Consider the following 15,717-nt stretch of genomic DNA (forward strand, 5'->3'; position numbering starts at 1 on the left):
AGCGATAGCTGGCAGGTTAAATAGCAAAGCGCGATGTTTATTATTCTAAACATCGCGCTTTCTTATCTCTTATCTTTTACCTTTTACCTATTCAAGAGTAAGAAGGTATTTCTCTGCGTCCAACGCTGCCATACAGCCCGAACCTGCTGCGGTAATAGCTTGGCGGTAGCGCGTGTCGGCAGCATCACCGGCTACAAACACCCCTGCTACATTGGTGAGCGAAGTGCCCGCTACATTCTTAATATAGCCCACCTCATCAGTCTCGATATAGGGTTTAAACACATCAGTATTAGGTTTGTGACCGATAGCTACAAAGAAACCTGTGATAGCTATTTCGCTTATCTCCCCTGTCTTGTTGTTGCGCACTTTAATGCCCGTAACTACTTGTCCGTCACCTAATATCTCTTCAGTTTCAGTATTGAAAAGCACTTCTATTTTTGGCGAATTGAGCACGCGTTCCTTCATAATTTGTGAAGCGCGGAACTCATCGCGACGCACGAGCATTGTTACTTTCGAGCAAATGTTCGCTAAGTAAAGCGCTTCCTCACAAGCCGAGTCGCCTGCCCCTACAATAGCCACGTGTTGATTGCGGTAGAAAAAACCGTCGCACACAGCACAAGCCGATACGCCTCCTCCTGTTTGCAAGTAGTGCTGTTCGGAGGGTAAACCTAAGTATTTAGCCGAAGCACCCGTAGCGATAATCACGGCATCAGCGTGGAGCTCTTGGTCATCTACCCATACTTTGTGTGGGCGAGCCGAAAAATCTACCTTAGTCACCCAGCCGTTGCGAATATCAGCCCCAAAGCGTTTAGCCTGTTGCTCTAACTGCATCATCATTTCGCTGCCCATTACTCCCTCAGGATATCCGGGGAAATTCTCTACTTCGTTAGTAGTAGTGAGCTGTCCACCAGGTTGTTCTCCTTGGTAAAGCACAGGGCTTAGGTTCGCGCGCGAAGCGTAAATAGCAGCGGTATAGCCCGCAGGACCTGAGCCTATAATTAGGCATTTTATCTTTTCAATGTTTGCCATAGCAATTTTTTCTTTTAATTAGGGTGCAAAACTACAAAAATAATACCAATCTACAAACCTGCCAATTTGTCAATTAGAGCAAACACACGAAGTTGAAAGTTAATCTATGTTCGATATATAATTCTGATTTACAATTGTTTTTTTTATTACTGTTCTGTGAAATTCCTCAGTTTTAGCTGAGTAATCCGTGGAACGATGATGTTTTACAAAAGAATCATCTGTGCTAAATCTGCGTAATCCGTGCAATCCGTGCGAGACTTTCAGACAGTTTGCTACCTATTTGTTCGATTTGTAAATATTTGTAAGATTTCTGTAGCGTATGCTACACTTTTCTTATATCAACCCTACATTACTCAGAAATCTAGTAGCGAAGCCACCTATTTTCTTCATAAGTTCAATTAATCTTCGGTTAGTCTTCATTGTAGAGCCACTGTAGACCCACTGTAGAGCCTCTGTAGACCCACTGTAGACCCACTGTAGACCCACTGTAGAGCCACTGTAGAGCCACTATAAAGCCATTATAGTTCCGTTTAAAGTTTATTTAAATCCGTCAGATGTCTCACAGAGCAACCACAAGGTACTTCTTGCTACCTACTCACAAGCACCTTTCATCTACCCACTTTTCACAAATCACCCCCGATAACTTATAATTCTTTATAAAAATAAATATACTTATATCGTGTTAATAATCAGTGATATATAAAGAATTTTAGTAGCTAATTAAAAAATCCAAAATAAAAAAATAGGAAATAATAAATGTTATTTCATATAAAACACGTATATTTGCGCCTTGCATAGAATAGCGTATGTACAGATTTATACACATTACATTGATACTATTTGCGATGCATATGGCATCGGCACAGCAACACGAAATCGGTGTTTTCTTAGGTGGAAGCAACCCCATTTCAGATGTTGGTAGAACCTATTATTTATATCCTAACAAAATCGCTTTTGGTGGGATATATAAATGGAATTTCCACGAACGTATGGCAGTTCGTGTGCAGGTTACTAAGTCCGAACTTAGAGCTAACGACGTCCAGTCCGATATCCCTGGTAAACGCAACCGCGGGTTCGCTTATTCAAGTGATATTACCGAAATGGCAGTAGGCACCGAGTTCAACTTCTTTAGCTACAGAATCGGTAATTTGCTCGATATGCCTATGACCCCCTATGTGTTCGTAGGTATAGCTGGGCTTTGGCACGACGATTTGTACTTCGACCCCTCCTCTCCCAAACCCGTTGAAGCTACCGATACTACACGTCGCGACTTCGATGTGTCCGTGCCTGTAGCTTTCGGTTTTAAAGCTAAAATCACCCGAAGACTCGTTTTAGGAGGCGAAGTAGCTTTCCGTTTTGCCCTTACTAACAACATCGATGGTAGTGCGCCCGAAAGAAAATCCTTTACATTCGGTAACATAGGAAGAAGTTACGACTGGTACGCCTTCTCAGGTCTTACCCTTACCTACACCTTCGGCGAATGGCCTTGCTATTGTAGATAATTTCACTTAAAACCAATGGAGATTACAAACTATCCAAAGCATCTGGCTATTATAATGGACGGTAATGGGCGTTGGGCAAAAAAACAAGGTCTGCTCAGAGCTTATGGTCACGAAAAGGGAGTGCAAACTGTGCGACAAGTAGTGGAATATTGTGTGGAACACCGTATTCCATACCTCACCCTTTTTGCCTTTTCTACCGAAAATTGGAAACGACCCGCCTTAGAAGTAAAAGCCCTAATGGAGCTATTGGTAAAGTTCCTGAAAAAGGAAGTTGATAATTTGCACAAGAATAATGTACGCCTCAAAACCATTGGCAATTTAAACCGTTTCCCTCCTAAACCACGCGAAGCCCTACTTGCTTCTATCGATAAACTCAAAAACAATACAGGGCTTACCCTTACCTTAGCCCTCAACTATGGAGCACGTGAAGAAATCCTAACTGCTATAAAAGAAATTGCAGCAAAAGTAAAAGAAGGCACACTTATTGCTAATACAATTACCGAAACAACACTACAAAAACACCTATACACCTACGACTTACCCGATGTAGACTTACTTATCCGCACCAGCGGTGAGGAGCGCATCAGCAATTTTTTATTATGGCAAATAGCCTATGCCGAACTCTATTTTACTGAAGTATTATGGCCTGACTTCACAAAAAAACACTTAGAAGAAGCCCTGTCAAACTATCAAAATAGAGAAAGACGATTTGGAAAAACAAGCGAACAACTTACGTAAAACTATGCTGAAAAAATTTTTATTGCTTGCTTTCTTGGCTTTTGTAAGCCTTGTAAGTGCACAAGAAGAAGACAGAATATCATTAGGAAAAGGAAGAAAATATACAATTGGTGGCATTGAAGTTACTGGCGCAAAACGTTATAACGAACAAACTATCCTTACTACTTCGGGTTTGAAAGTAGGTGATGTAATCGAAATCCCCAGTGAAAAATTCAGCTCCATCATTCATAAGCTATGGGGCTATAAGTTGTTTAGCGATATTAATATTTATATCAAGCGCGTAGAAGGTGATACCGTATTCTTAGAGTTAGCTATCAAAGAAACACCTTCATTAGTCGATGTAAAAGTAACAGGTATCGGACAGAAAAAAGCAGAAACTCTCCTTAAAGATGCCGAAATTAAAAAAGGAGTAAAGGTAAACGAAAGCCTTATTGCTAATACTAAAAACTATATCACTAATAAATATCGAAAAGATGGTTATCTCAATACCAAAGTAACCATCGATACCAAAATAGATACTACCGATGCCAATGGTGTAGATATGCTCATTCACATCGATAGAGGTAATAAGGTAAAAATCGATAAAATTACTTTTGAAGGCAATCACCAATTTACCTCAGCCAAGTTGCGCAAGAAGCTCAAAAAGACAAAACAAGTGTGTTTCGGTCGTTTCTGGAAACGCTCCAAATATGTTAAGAAAGACTACGACGAAGATTTAACAAACCTCGTAGATTTCTATAAAGAAAAAGGTTATCGCGATGCTCGTGTGGTAAACGATACGCTTATTAAAAATAAAGACGGTAACGTAAGTCTTAAAATAGCAGTAGAAGAAGGGAAGCGTTATTATTTCGGTGATATCCGCTTCTTAGGAAACTCAGTCTATAACGACCGTGTGCTCAATCAAGTATTGGGTATCAAAAAAGGCGATGTATATAACGGAGTATTGCTCAAAAAACGCATTCAAGACAATACCAAACCCGATGCCGAAGATATAACCAACTTATATCAAAATAGTGGTTATCTCTTCTCGCAAATACACCCTGTAGAAACCTCAGTGGTAAATGATACCATCAATTTCGAAATACGCGTGGTAGAAGGGAAGCCTGCTTATTTTAATAAAATATCAGTAACAGGTAACGAAAAGACTAACGACTATGTAATTTATCGCGAGTTGCGCACACGTCCTGGTTATCTATATAGCAAAGATGCCGTAGTGCGTACCGTTCGTGAGTTAGGACAGTTGCAACTATTCGATGCTCAAAACATCAATCCAGAGTTTAAAAATGCCGACCCTAATGCAGGAACCGTAGATATAGAATATAAACTTACCGAAACAGGTTCAAGCCAAGTGCAGTTGCAAGGAGGGTATGGTGGAGGCTCATTCATAGGTACACTTGCCCTTTCATTCAATAACTTTTCTATTCGCAACTTGTTCAACCCCAAAGCCTATCGCCCAGTGCCTATGGGCGACGGTCAAGCACTATCACTCAGTTTCCAAATAAGTAGATACTATCGCACTTATGGGTTTTCATTCACCGAACCTTGGATGGGAGGTAAACAGCCTATGCAGTTCTCAGTGTCATTCAGTAGAACCGAACAGTTCGGGTATAGTTACACGAGCTATGATGTAGATAAGAGTAAACGTGTGTATATCACAGGAATAAGCGTAGGTTTAGCTAAACGTTTGAGAGTCCCCGATGATTATTTCCAAATCGCTCATACTTTAAGCTATCAGCATTATGATTTGAAGAATTATCCTAATTTAGGACTCTTTACTTTTAAAGATGGTAACTCTAATTCATTAGCTTATACTATTTCGCTATCGCGTAACTCAAGTGGTCCTAACCCTATCTATCCAATGTCAGGAAGTAGCTTTACCATTAGTGCGAAGCTTACCCCTCCTTACTCATTGTTCAATAAGGTAGATTATGGCAAACTGCTTGAAGAACGTGAAACAGCATCTAATAACGGCGATTCTGAAAGAATAGCACAGATAGACCAAGAGCGTTTCCACTGGTTAGAGTTTTATAAGCTCAAGTTTACCTCAGCTTGGTATACCAATATTTACAGTAAATTTGTATTAAAGTTTGGTGCCGATTTTGGTTATTTGGGAGCTTATAACAGCAAACGCGGTATAGTACCTTTTGAACGTTTCTTTATGGGAGGCGATGGCTTAGGCTATTACTCTATGGACGGACGTGAAAACATACAAATGCGCGGGTATGAAAACTATGCCCTTTCCGCCGATGATGGCGAGACTGTGTTTAACAAGTTCTCTCTGGAATTGCGTTATCCTATTACTCTTAAACCAATGGCTTCTATCTATGGCTTAGTATTTGCCGAAGGAGGTAATGTACACAATGGATTAGAGAACTTTAATCCTTTCCAGATTAAGCGTTCAGCAGGTTTAGGATTGCGACTCTTTATGCCACAGTTCGGTATGCTGGGTATTGACTTTGGGTATGGTTTCGATAACCCTGCCAATAGCAATAATCGCAGTGGCTGGCAAACACACTTTATTTTTGGACAACAATTCTAATTTTTGGCACGATATTTTCTTTTACGAAAAGAGAAGGCTAAAAAGTAGTATATACATTTGATAAATGTTATGAACAAACTACAAGCGTTATTTATAGTACTATTGTGTAGTGCCTGTTTTACTTATGCACAAAAGCCATCTCGTATTGGCTATGTGGATATGGATTACATATTATCACACCTCGAAGATTATAAAGTAGCAAGCCAGCAGTTTGCCTTACAAGTAGAGCAATGGGAGGCTGAAATAGCCAAACGCCAAGAAAAGATAAAGGCTGAAAAAGATAAGTTAGAAGCTGAGAAAGCTTTACTTACTCCCGAGCTTATCAAAGATAAAGAAGAAGAAATAGCTCTGTTAGAATACAACTTGAATGCCTATAAACAGCAGAAGTTTGATGCTAAAGAAGGAGAGTATATCACCCAAAAGTTTATGCTTGCTAAGCCTATCCAAGACCAAGTGTTCAATATAGTGCAAGAGATAGGCAAGATGCGTAAATACGACTTTATCTTTGAAAAGAGTGACGCCACTATGTTATTCTCTAATGAGCAACATAACTTGAGTAAAGTAGTGCTTCGTGCCTTGAAGAAGAAAGACAATGCCGAAGATAGGAACAAAGATATGGCTCAGCTCTTAAAAGAAAGCTATGATTTTGAGTTTGTAGAAGAACGCGTTAAAAAACGTAAAGAAGCTGAAAAAGCACGTGAGCAACGCCGAGTACAATACGAACAAGAACGTTTGCGCAAAACTGAAGAAATGAAGCAACAGCGCGAACAGCTCAAAGCGAAACGCGAGAAAGAACAAGCCGAGCGTCAGCAGAAGTTCCAACAAGAACGAGACGCCCTTAAAGCGCAACGCGAAAAAGAACAAGCTGAGCGTGTACAGAAATTCCAACAAGAGCGCGATGCTCTTAAAGCACAACGCGAGAAAGAGCAAGCTGAGCGTCAGCAGAAGTTCCAACAACAGCGCGATTCTATAAAAGCACAACGCGACAAAGAACAAGCCGAACGCCAACAGAAGTTACAAGAACAGAAAGAACAGCGTGAGAAGGAAATAGCTGAACGCCAAAAGAAACTTGAAGAACAAAGGGTGCAACGTGAAAAAGAACAAGCCGAGCGCCTTAAAAAACAACAAGAGGCGAGAACACAAACGCCTACAACAGATCAGTAAAAATTTTTAAATAACTAATATTACAAACAGATGATGAGAAACATTAGAACGTTGATGATTGCATTGGCTCTATTCTTAGGAGCTACTACAATGCTTACTGCACAAGTGAAAATCGCTCATATTGATGTGCAAAAACTTTTAGAAGAAATGCCTGAAAGAAAATCAATAGAGTCACAATTAAAGAAAATGGAGCAAGGATATATGAACGATATTCAAGCAGCTATTAAAGAATTGCAAGCTAAGGCTCAAAAGTATCAGAATGAAGCTGCTGCTCTTACAGAAGCACAACTTAAAGCTCGTGAAGCAGAATTCCTCAAAAAATCAGAGGAAATTAAAACTATGGAAGAAAATATCCGTAAAACACAACAAACTGCTGCTGAGAATTTACAGAAAAAGCAACAAGAATTGGTAGAGCCATTGCTTAAAAAGGTAAAAAGCTCTATTGAGAAAATTGCTAAGCAAAGAGGACTTCAGTACGTATTGGATTCAAGTGCAGGCTCAAGCGTGATTGTAGCTACAGGAGATGACCTTTACAGTACAGTTAAAAAGGACTTAGGATTTTAGTTCGTAAGTTTTTAAAATTAATAAATATTTTTTCTTATGAAAAGTGTTCGCTAAGTGAACACTTTTTTTTATTTTTGCAACTGAAAAGAACCTTATTTTAAAATGACTCACTCAACATCACGCACAGCACCTATTGGTTTGTTTGACTCTGGAGTAGGGGGACTACTATCTGGAAAGAAGTAAACGCGCTAATGCCTAATGAGAATACCCTGTTTATAGCAGATAATAGAAATGCTCCTTATGGTGAGAAGACTAAGGAGGAAATCATTGCATTATGCGATGCGAATACGCGTTTTCTGTTAGAAAATAATGCAAAAATTATAGTAGTAGCGTGCAATACGGGTACTACCAATGCTATATCGTATTTGAGGAATAAATATAAAGAAGTACCTTTTATAGGAATAGAACCTGCTATAAAACCTGCGAGTTTGCAGAGTGTTACTAAGAAAATAGGGGTATTAGCAACCCGCAGTACACTTGCCAGCGACCTTTTTGCTAAAACCAGTGAGCACCTTAAACAGGAAGAGCAAGTGGAAATTATAGAGCAAGTAGGGGAGGGGCTAGTAGACCTTATAGAAGCGGGACGTATAAAAAGTTCTGAAATGACGCTATTATTACGCAAATACCTCTTACCTATGGTTGCCGAAGGAATTGATTATTTGGTGTTAGGTTGCACTCATTACCCTTATTTGTTGCCACAAATACAAGAGCTCATTCCTCCACACATAAAGGTAATAGATTCAGGGTATGCGGTAGCTAAACAAACGCGCAATATACTTTCTCAACATCATTTACTGAATGATGATGCTACTGCAGAGGCACAACACCTTTGGCTTGCTAATGGCAAGGTAGAAGTATTGCAACAGTTTGCGCCGAAGAATGTCGAACACTTGAAAATTTCTACTTCTAATATCTATCTTTAAAAACTATTTCTTGGGAATCCTGATATAATACGTTTTACCATCTATATTATCTAGCCTTTTATCGCGTAGCCAAGGATTGTATAGTTTTAGGTCTTTATAAGTGATGTTCTGGCTCTTGGCAAATTGGGTGAGATTTTCAATGGTAGAATCCACCATTACATTGTAAGTGGGCAGTTCGTTATACAAATGTTTCTTCTCGAAGATGAAGCCGTACTTCTTAGGGTGCTTCATTATCTCTTTTAGGGCTAAAATACGAAATACATAGCGTGAAGTTTCGGAGCTTAGCCATAAATCATAATAATTATTAGTTTCTTGAAAAGAAGTTTGCTTATTCATTCCTGAGATACCGGCATTATAAGCAGCGGCAGCCATTGTCCACGAACCTGTACTGCGCTTAGCTTTGTTTAAATAATCGCAGGCAGCTTGGGTAGCTTTTTCTATGTGATAACGCTCATCTACTTGGTCGGTTACTTCTAAGCCGTATTCTTGAGCGGCGGGTTTCATAAGTTGCCAAAAGCCACTTGCACCGGAGGGTGATACCGCATTGGTGAGTCCGCTTTCTATGATGGCTAAATATTTGAAATCATCGGGGATATTATTGCGTTTGAGGATAGGTTCGATGATAGGGAAGTACTTATTAGCACGCTTGAGCACCAACAAAGTATTGGATTGCCAATAGGTATTTACGATAAGCTCTCGGTCTAAACGCTCGTGTACATCGGGGTCTTCCAAAGGTACTCTTTCACCAGCAAAGTCTAATTTTTCGGGTAAATCGATGGCAAAAACTCTGTAATCATTAGAGAAATCGGTTTTATGATGAGTTTCTTGAGCTGAAAGAGGGTTCTGGGCTACTTCGGCTTCTGCTTGTTCGTAGATATTGTTTTCTTCTTTTTTAACTGACATTGCATTGACCAAAAAACCAGAGAGCAAAACTACTCCTCCACCTGTGAGCAAATATTGTATCGTTCTTTTCATCATTTTTTCTTTTGTATAGATTGGGGCAAAGATAGTAAATAATTCTTTAATACCAAATAATGTTAGAAATGAGAAAATTAGAGAATTGGAGAATTAGAAAATTAGCAAGTGAGGAAATGAGGTGCGAGTTTGAGTTAGAGGAATGAGGCTGTGCCTCAGAAATTAAACAAATTTTAAACAAAATCAAGGCTGCGCCTTGTGAAATGGGGAGAGAGGTTTGTCGGAGTTTTTGGAGAATCTTAAAGAGGTTCTGAACTTTCGGAAGATATCGGAGAGATTCGGAAGAAGGTTAAGAGGGCTTTTGGTGAAAAAAGGGTGTAAGATGGGTGGGGTTAGCTTATAGAGAGCTTATAGGAAGCTTATACGAATCTTGGACGATTGGTATAGAAAGGGTATGTAAATAGTTGGTTCATAATATAATACAACAAGGCTAAAAACGGTAAAAACGGGGTTTCGAGGCGAAAGAAAGAGAATCCTCACCCCTACCCTCTCCCAAGGAGAGGGGGAATGTGGCGACGGGAAAAGGGGGAGTGTGGCGAGGGAAAAGGCGAGAAATGACGAATGATGAGGGACGAAGGACGAATGAGAAACTTTGTTAAAGTAAAACAATAAAATAAGTTAATTCTTTTTGCGGAGTGTGTTTTTTATTTTACATTTGCATCATTATTCACCATAAACAATATTTTAATGAAAAGTTTTATTTTCTTCCTTGCTCTTTTTTGTGAGCTTACCCTTTCTGCTCAAGCTCAATACACTGTAAAAGGCTTCGTCCATAACGCTTCGCTTGAGGGAATTCCCAAAGTAGCTATTAAAGTATTAGATGCTGATACGAACCTTATTGTAAGCGAACCTCTTACGGGAGCTAACGGACTCTTTAGCTTTACTTCTCCTCCTCGTAAGTTGCGCATTTATATTGAAAGTACGGGTGATTATTTGTCGTATACGGGAGAGCCTTTTCTGTTAGACAAGAATATTGATATGCTTGCTATTGCACTTAGCACTGCGGTAGATTTGGAAGAAGTAGTACTTACAGCTACTCAGAAGAAAGCTGCTGTGTATATGGAGCAAGGCAAGATAGTGTTTTCACCTAAAAAACAGCCTAACACACTCTTCGGGTACGGCACTTGATGCACTGAAAAGTACGCCCAATGTGGTGGTAGACAACCAAAATCACCTGAGCATTGGCGGAAAAAGCAATGTGTTGGTGCTCATCAATGGGAAGCCTACTTATATGCAGCCCGACGATTTGGCGAACTACCTGAAATCTATTCCAATGGCGCAAATCAAGAAAACGGAATTATTACTTAATCCGCCTGCCGAATATGAGGCACAGGGAGGAGCAGGAGCGGTGAATATAGTATTAGACAAAAAGACGGTGGAAGGCACGTTCTTCTCCTTAAATAACGGGGTGTCGTATTGGTGGAATCTGCGACAGAACACAGAACTCCAATTGCAACACAGCGTGAAGAAGGGTATTTTGCGTTTGGGTTATAATCATCAGTTGGGGCATTACGCAATGGATTACGGCAGTGAGCGCCTACAAAATGGCTTGCGCTACGAAAGTCCTACCGATGATACCGAGAAGCGCAAAACGATTGCAGGGCATATTGGCTATGACTATTTGCCCGATGAACAACATACCTTAGGAGTGCAACTCTCTGCCAACACGTTATTTGGCAAAGGAACTACCAGTACGACTACCCGCTTTTTCAATGCTGCTAATGTATTGGAAAAGACGCTATCGGGCTATAACGATTACTTTATGCAAAAAGCCAATCGATACAGTGCCAATGCTTACTACACATTTACCCCTTCGGATAACGAACGCTATCAGTTGGACATAGATTACGCTTTCTTTGATGGAGGCTCGGGCAATTGGCAACCCAACACTTACCGTTCGCCTGAGGGTACTATACTTTCTCACGAGATGTACCTCTCCGAAAACGACCGTAAGATACATATCTTCGCTACTTCTTTTCGTTCGGAGCTACCGTTATGGGGAGGCAGTCTTACAGCAGGTGCTAAATATTCACAAGTATTTTCGGATAATAGTTTTCATTTCTTCAAGCACTTGCCTACCCACAATATCATAGATGTAAACCGCTCCAATGCTTTCGACTTCAAAGAACGTATTTTTGCCGTATATGCCCAGTATCACTATCCTATTACTGAACGCTTGAATGCTGAGGCGGGTGTGCGCAACGAGACCACTTTTTCTAAGGGAGTACTATTGCCCGTTGCGGGCAGTGCAAATAGCCAACAAGAACACAAAAAGCACTATACAAATTTCTTTCCTACCCTGAGTTTGCAATACCAATGCAACGATGACCTACAACTATTTGCAGGTTATAGCACGCGTATCAACCGACCTGAATACCAGAATCTCAATCCGTTTGAATACCTCTTAGACGAATTATCGTATTGGAAAGGGAATCCGTTTTTAGCCCCTGAGAAGATACAAAAACTCACTCTTTCGGCTTCGTATAAAAAGATATCTTTTACAATGGCTTACAGCTATTCTACTGATTTTTTTAGCAGTATTAGTGAACCTTTTCAGCAAAATAAGATTATTTCTATCCCTCAGAACATAGGTAGCCAGCACCATTTACTTTTTTCGCTTTATCAAGAACTCAACTGGGGCAAAGGCTATCAGACGACTATTACCCCTAACCTCAGTTATATAGAGAACAAAGGCACTGTGTTGGAAGGCACTGAGTTACACCTCAATCGTTGGCAGTACAGCCTAACGATGCAAAATTACTTTCGCTTGCCTTGGCAACTGAAAGGCGAACTCACGGCGGTTTACAATTCGCGCAGATTAGCAGGCATTAACGAGATAGCTAAATCGTCAGGAGGTATAGACCTCGGTTTGCAACGTCTTTTCTTAAACAATCGCCTTACGGCAACCTTTAGTTTTACCGATATTTTCCACACCCAACGTTGGGACAGCGAGAGCCATTTGCCTAACTTAGACCTTTATGCTTACGGCAACAGCGAAAGCCGACAGCTTAGACTGAACCTCACTTACCAATTTGGAAAAGCTAAAGAGGCACACGTAAATGAACTGGAAGAAGTACAACGGTTGTGATTTTTTGGTGTTTTATTTCGCTATAATGGCAAAAAGCTATATCTTTGCACTTGAAATTATCTCTTGGAAATATATTTTTCAAGTCAATAAAATAAGCTAATGAAAAAAACACTTTTTACTATTATTGCCCTGTTACTTTCGGGCTACACTTTTGCACAGACGGATACTTCGGGGCGAAGCCTCTATCGTGCTACTCCTGAGAAGAAAACTGCCTTAAAGCACACGAAATTGAAGGTAGATTTTAACTTCACTAACCAAACACTCAACGGCGAAGAATGGCTTACTGCTTCTCCTTATTTCTATGCTACCGATAGCCTTATCCTTGATGCAAAGGCTATGCTTATCCACAAGGTGGCTTTGGAGCAGAACGGCAAGCAACAGCCTCTTTCTTATAGCTATAAGAACGATATGTTGAGAATAAAACTCAACAAAACTTACCAAAAAGGGGAGACCTATACCGTGTACATTCGCTATACGGCACAGCCTGAAAAGGTAACCGATAAGGGCAGTCGTGCGATTACCGATGCCAAAGGGCTTTACTTTATCAACCCTAACGGAGAAGCCGACAAGCCTATGCGCCAAGTATGGACGCAGGGTGAAACGGAAGGCTCTTCGTGCTGGTTTCCTACCATCGACAAGCCCAACCAAAAGACTACTCAAGAAATAGAAATGACAGTGCCCGATAGCTTTGTTACCCTCTCTAACGGGGTGCTAAAAAGCAGTGATAAGAAAGGCAATATGCGCACCGACTATTGGGTGATGGACAAGCCTCACGCACCTTATCTTTTCTTTATGGGGGCAGGAGAGTTTGCCGTAGTAAAAGATACACCTTGGCGCGGTAAGGTGCCTATTGAATACTATGTAGAAAAGGAATACGAGCCTGTCGCAAAACAGATATTTGGAAATACTTCCGAGATGATTACGTTCTTCTCTGAGCGTTTTGGCTATGACTATCCGTGGGCTAAATACGCCCAAATGGTAGTGCGCGACTTTGTGAGTGGAGCAATGGAAAACACTACGGCTGTAAGCCACGCCGAGAGTGCTTATCAGAGCGCAGAAGCTTTGGCTGACCAAAACTATTGGGAGCCTATTATCGCACACGAATTGGCACACCACTGGTTTGGCGATTTGGTAACAACCGAAAGCTGGTCGAATCTCACCGTAAACGAGTCGTTTGCCAACTATAGCGAATACTTGTGGTTGCTACACAAATACGGCAAAGATGCCGCAGAATACCACCTTAGCAATAACACCCTTCAATACCAACACCGCGCCAATGATTTTGCAAAAGATTTGGTGCGCTTTGGCTATGATTCACGTGAGGATATGTTCGATTTGGTATCTTACAACAAAGGCGGGGCTATCTTGCATATGTTGCGCAATTATCTTGGTGATGAGGCTTTCTTTGCAGGGCTTACCGATTACCTCAAAACGAATGAATACGGCACGGGGGAAGCTCACCAATTACGTCTTTCGTTAGAAAAAGTGAGCGGTAAAGACTTGAACTGGTTCTTTAACCAATGGTACTTTGGCAATGGTAACCCTACTGTGAATGTAGAAAAGACGTTTAGCAATGGTAAATTGACCTTAAAAATCATTCAAACACAAAGCGAAGACCTCTTGTTTCAGTTTCCGTTGGATATAGATATTTACAGAAATGGCAAGGCAGAGCGTCATAGTGTTTGGGTAGATGCTCGTAAAGAAAATACTTTTACTTTCGCAATGAAGAAAGCCCCAGAGCTGATAGATATCAACCCCGAAGGTGTAGTGCTGATAGATGAGCAATATCATAAAACGTGGGCAGAGTATTTGTACCAAATGCAACGCGCTAAATCGCTCAAGAGCAGAATGCAAGCGGTAAGTGCGCCAATGGCTCCTGACGGCAAAGATATTTTGCTTGCTGCTCTTAAAGACCCCTTTTTCCAAGTGCGCATACAAGCATTGCAAAAACTCGCTAATTATGAACTGAATGCCAAAGAAATGGCAATGGTAGAAAAGATTGCATCTTCTGACCCTGAGAACTTAGCTAAATCGGCAGCGATATGGGTATTAGCTACCTCAAAAGACAAAAACAAATACGTTCCTTTATTTGAAAAATACCTTGAAACTCCTTCGGGGGCTATCAAGAATGCTGCTATTAACGGGATAGCTCGTACTGAGCCCGCCCGCGCTAAGAGTATACTTGAAAAAGGAAGTATTAAAGACTTTGATACCGACCAATTAGCGGGATTATCAGGAGTAATTGTAGACAACCAAATGGAGCAGTATCTCCCTGCGATACTTCCTTATTTTATATACTATCCTTTCTTTGAAAAAGACAATCCTGAAACAGCTGTCAACTTCAAAAAAGGCTATGAGTGGGCAATGCACTTAGACAATACTTCACACGTGGAGCTATTGGCTGAATCACTCAAAGAAATCGCTAAAGATATGGAGAACCCTGCTGCTAAGGAGATGCTCAAAAACGTATTGGACGAGGGAATCACTATTAAACGCGGCTTAAACCAAACTGAATCGGTAAAGAAACAGATTAAGATGTTGGAAGAGATTAAAGAAATGTTTAAGTAGTGGTTAGTGGTTAATGGTTAATGATAAACTTTGCCAAAGGTGCGAGCCGCACGGGCAGATAATTTTGGCAAAGTCTATTTATAAAATATTTAAGTTTATGGAAGCACTTCACACAACGCGTCTTTTGCTTCGTCCTTGGAAAATAACAGATGCCGAAGCCTTATACACACAAGCTCATAATCCTATTATAGGCAAGAGGTGCGGTTGGAACCCTCACAAAAGTGTAGAAGAGAGCCAAAAGATTATTGAGGTTGTCCTTAGCAAGCCTCATAGTTTTGCTATTTGTTTAGCAAACAACATTCCCATAGGAAGTATAGGCTTGCTCTCGCAAGGGGAAAGCAACCTTCCCATAGGGGAAAATGAAGCCGAAATAGGCTACTGGCTTGGAGAAGACTTTTGGGGTAAGGGCTATGTTACTGAAGCTACCCTAAGGGTACTGCAATATGCTTTTGAACAGGTGAACCTTACCCAGTTATGGGCAGGCGCATACGAGGAAAATGTTGCCTCACAGCGAGTACTTGAAAAATGTGGCTTCCGTTACCATCATACCCTTGAAGATTTCTTGTTTCCGCTTATAGGAGAGAGGCATACAAGCTTAGTATATACATTAAACAGAGAAAATTAAAG

At 40.7% G+C, this 15,717-nt stretch carries 9 protein-coding genes and 2 pseudogenes; 9 read left to right on the plus strand and 2 right to left on the minus strand.

The annotated features are described in order from the left end of the window. Positions 1-87 precede the first annotated feature (87 nt). Positions 88-1,029 (minus strand): thioredoxin-disulfide reductase, encoded by a 942-nt coding sequence (gene trxB, locus HW279_RS06270; RefSeq protein WP_178958361.1) that lies wholly within the window; start codon positions 1,027-1,029, stop codon positions 88-90. Positions 1,030-1,835: 806 nt separating this feature from the next. On the opposite strand from trxB, the gene HW279_RS06275 reads away from it, so the two are divergent. From HW279_RS06275 to murI, 6 genes and pseudogenes are all read left to right on the plus strand, one after another. Continuing rightward, positions 1,836-2,531 carry a DUF6089 family protein gene (locus tag HW279_RS06275; RefSeq protein ID WP_178958362.1) on the plus strand — a complete coding sequence of 232 codons (696 nt, stop codon included), beginning with the start codon at positions 1,836-1,838 and terminating at the stop codon, positions 2,529-2,531. A gap of 15 nt (positions 2,532-2,546) precedes the next feature. After that, positions 2,547-3,269 (plus strand): isoprenyl transferase, encoded by a 723-nt coding sequence (locus HW279_RS06280; protein WP_178958363.1) that lies wholly within the window; start codon positions 2,547-2,549, stop codon positions 3,267-3,269. Between the two features lie 4 nt (positions 3,270-3,273). Then, on the plus strand, positions 3,274-5,808 hold the full coding sequence (bamA, locus tag HW279_RS06285; RefSeq protein ID WP_178958364.1) for an outer membrane protein assembly factor BamA: 2,535 nt from the start codon (positions 3,274-3,276) through the stop codon (positions 5,806-5,808). Positions 5,809-5,877: 69 nt separating this feature from the next. Further along, positions 5,878-6,972: an OmpH family outer membrane protein gene (locus HW279_RS06290; RefSeq protein ID WP_178958365.1), complete on the plus strand. Its 1,095-nt coding sequence runs from the start codon at positions 5,878-5,880 to the stop codon at positions 6,970-6,972. 30 nt (positions 6,973-7,002) lie between these two features. After that, the gene (locus HW279_RS06295) at positions 7,003-7,536 is read left to right on the plus strand and encodes an OmpH family outer membrane protein (RefSeq protein ID WP_016479699.1); all 534 of its coding nucleotides are present in this window, start codon (positions 7,003-7,005) and stop codon (positions 7,534-7,536) included. Positions 7,537-7,638: 102 nt separating this feature from the next. Then, positions 7,639-8,459, plus strand: a pseudogene (gene murI / locus HW279_RS06300) (glutamate racemase). A gap of 3 nt (positions 8,460-8,462) precedes the next feature. Here murI and HW279_RS06305 read toward each other — a convergent pair. After that, positions 8,463-9,437, minus strand: coding sequence for a lytic transglycosylase domain-containing protein (locus tag HW279_RS06305; protein WP_178958366.1), 975 nt, complete (start codon positions 9,435-9,437; stop codon positions 8,463-8,465). A gap of 684 nt (positions 9,438-10,121) precedes the next feature. On the opposite strand from HW279_RS06305, the pseudogene HW279_RS06310 reads away from it, so the two are divergent. The 3 genes and pseudogenes from HW279_RS06310 to HW279_RS06320 all read left to right on the plus strand — a co-directional run bounded on the left by HW279_RS06310 (position 10,122) and on the right by HW279_RS06320 (position 15,715). Next, positions 10,122-12,522, plus strand: a pseudogene (locus HW279_RS06310) (TonB-dependent receptor domain-containing protein). Positions 12,523-12,621: 99 nt separating this feature from the next. Continuing rightward, positions 12,622-15,090: a M1 family aminopeptidase gene (locus HW279_RS06315; RefSeq protein WP_178958367.1), complete on the plus strand. Its 2,469-nt coding sequence runs from the start codon at positions 12,622-12,624 to the stop codon at positions 15,088-15,090. Between the two features lie 97 nt (positions 15,091-15,187). Beyond that, positions 15,188-15,715, plus strand: coding sequence for a GNAT family N-acetyltransferase (locus HW279_RS06320; RefSeq protein WP_178958368.1), 528 nt, complete (start codon positions 15,188-15,190; stop codon positions 15,713-15,715). The last annotated feature ends 2 nt before the right edge of the window (positions 15,716-15,717 follow it).

It is taken from the genome of Capnocytophaga sp. oral taxon 903 (assembly GCF_013394785.1).
In the GTDB taxonomy this organism is placed as follows: domain Bacteria; phylum Bacteroidota; class Bacteroidia; order Flavobacteriales; family Flavobacteriaceae; genus Capnocytophaga; species Capnocytophaga ochracea.

Excerpts from the sequence above, each read along its gene's own strand:
- HW279_RS06320 (WP_178958368.1), top strand. The coding sequence starts at position 15,188 with ATGGAAGCACTTCACACAACGCGTCTTTTGCTTCGTCCTTGGAAAATA.
- bamA (WP_178958364.1), top strand. The coding sequence starts at position 3,274 with ATGCTGAAAAAATTTTTATTGCTTGCTTTCTTGGCTTTTGTAAGCCTT.
- HW279_RS06295 (WP_016479699.1), top strand. The coding sequence starts at position 7,003 with ATGATGAGAAACATTAGAACGTTGATGATTGCATTGGCTCTATTCTTA.
- trxB (WP_178958361.1), bottom strand. The coding sequence starts at position 1,029 with ATGGCAAACATTGAAAAGATAAAATGCCTAATTATAGGCTCAGGTCCT.
- HW279_RS06280 (WP_178958363.1), top strand. The coding sequence starts at position 2,547 with ATGGAGATTACAAACTATCCAAAGCATCTGGCTATTATAATGGACGGT.
- HW279_RS06290 (WP_178958365.1), top strand. The coding sequence starts at position 5,878 with ATGAACAAACTACAAGCGTTATTTATAGTACTATTGTGTAGTGCCTGT.
- HW279_RS06275 (WP_178958362.1), top strand. The coding sequence starts at position 1,836 with ATGTACAGATTTATACACATTACATTGATACTATTTGCGATGCATATG.
- HW279_RS06315 (WP_178958367.1), top strand. The coding sequence starts at position 12,622 with ATGAAAAAAACACTTTTTACTATTATTGCCCTGTTACTTTCGGGCTAC.
- HW279_RS06305 (WP_178958366.1), bottom strand. The coding sequence starts at position 9,437 with ATGATGAAAAGAACGATACAATATTTGCTCACAGGTGGAGGAGTAGTT.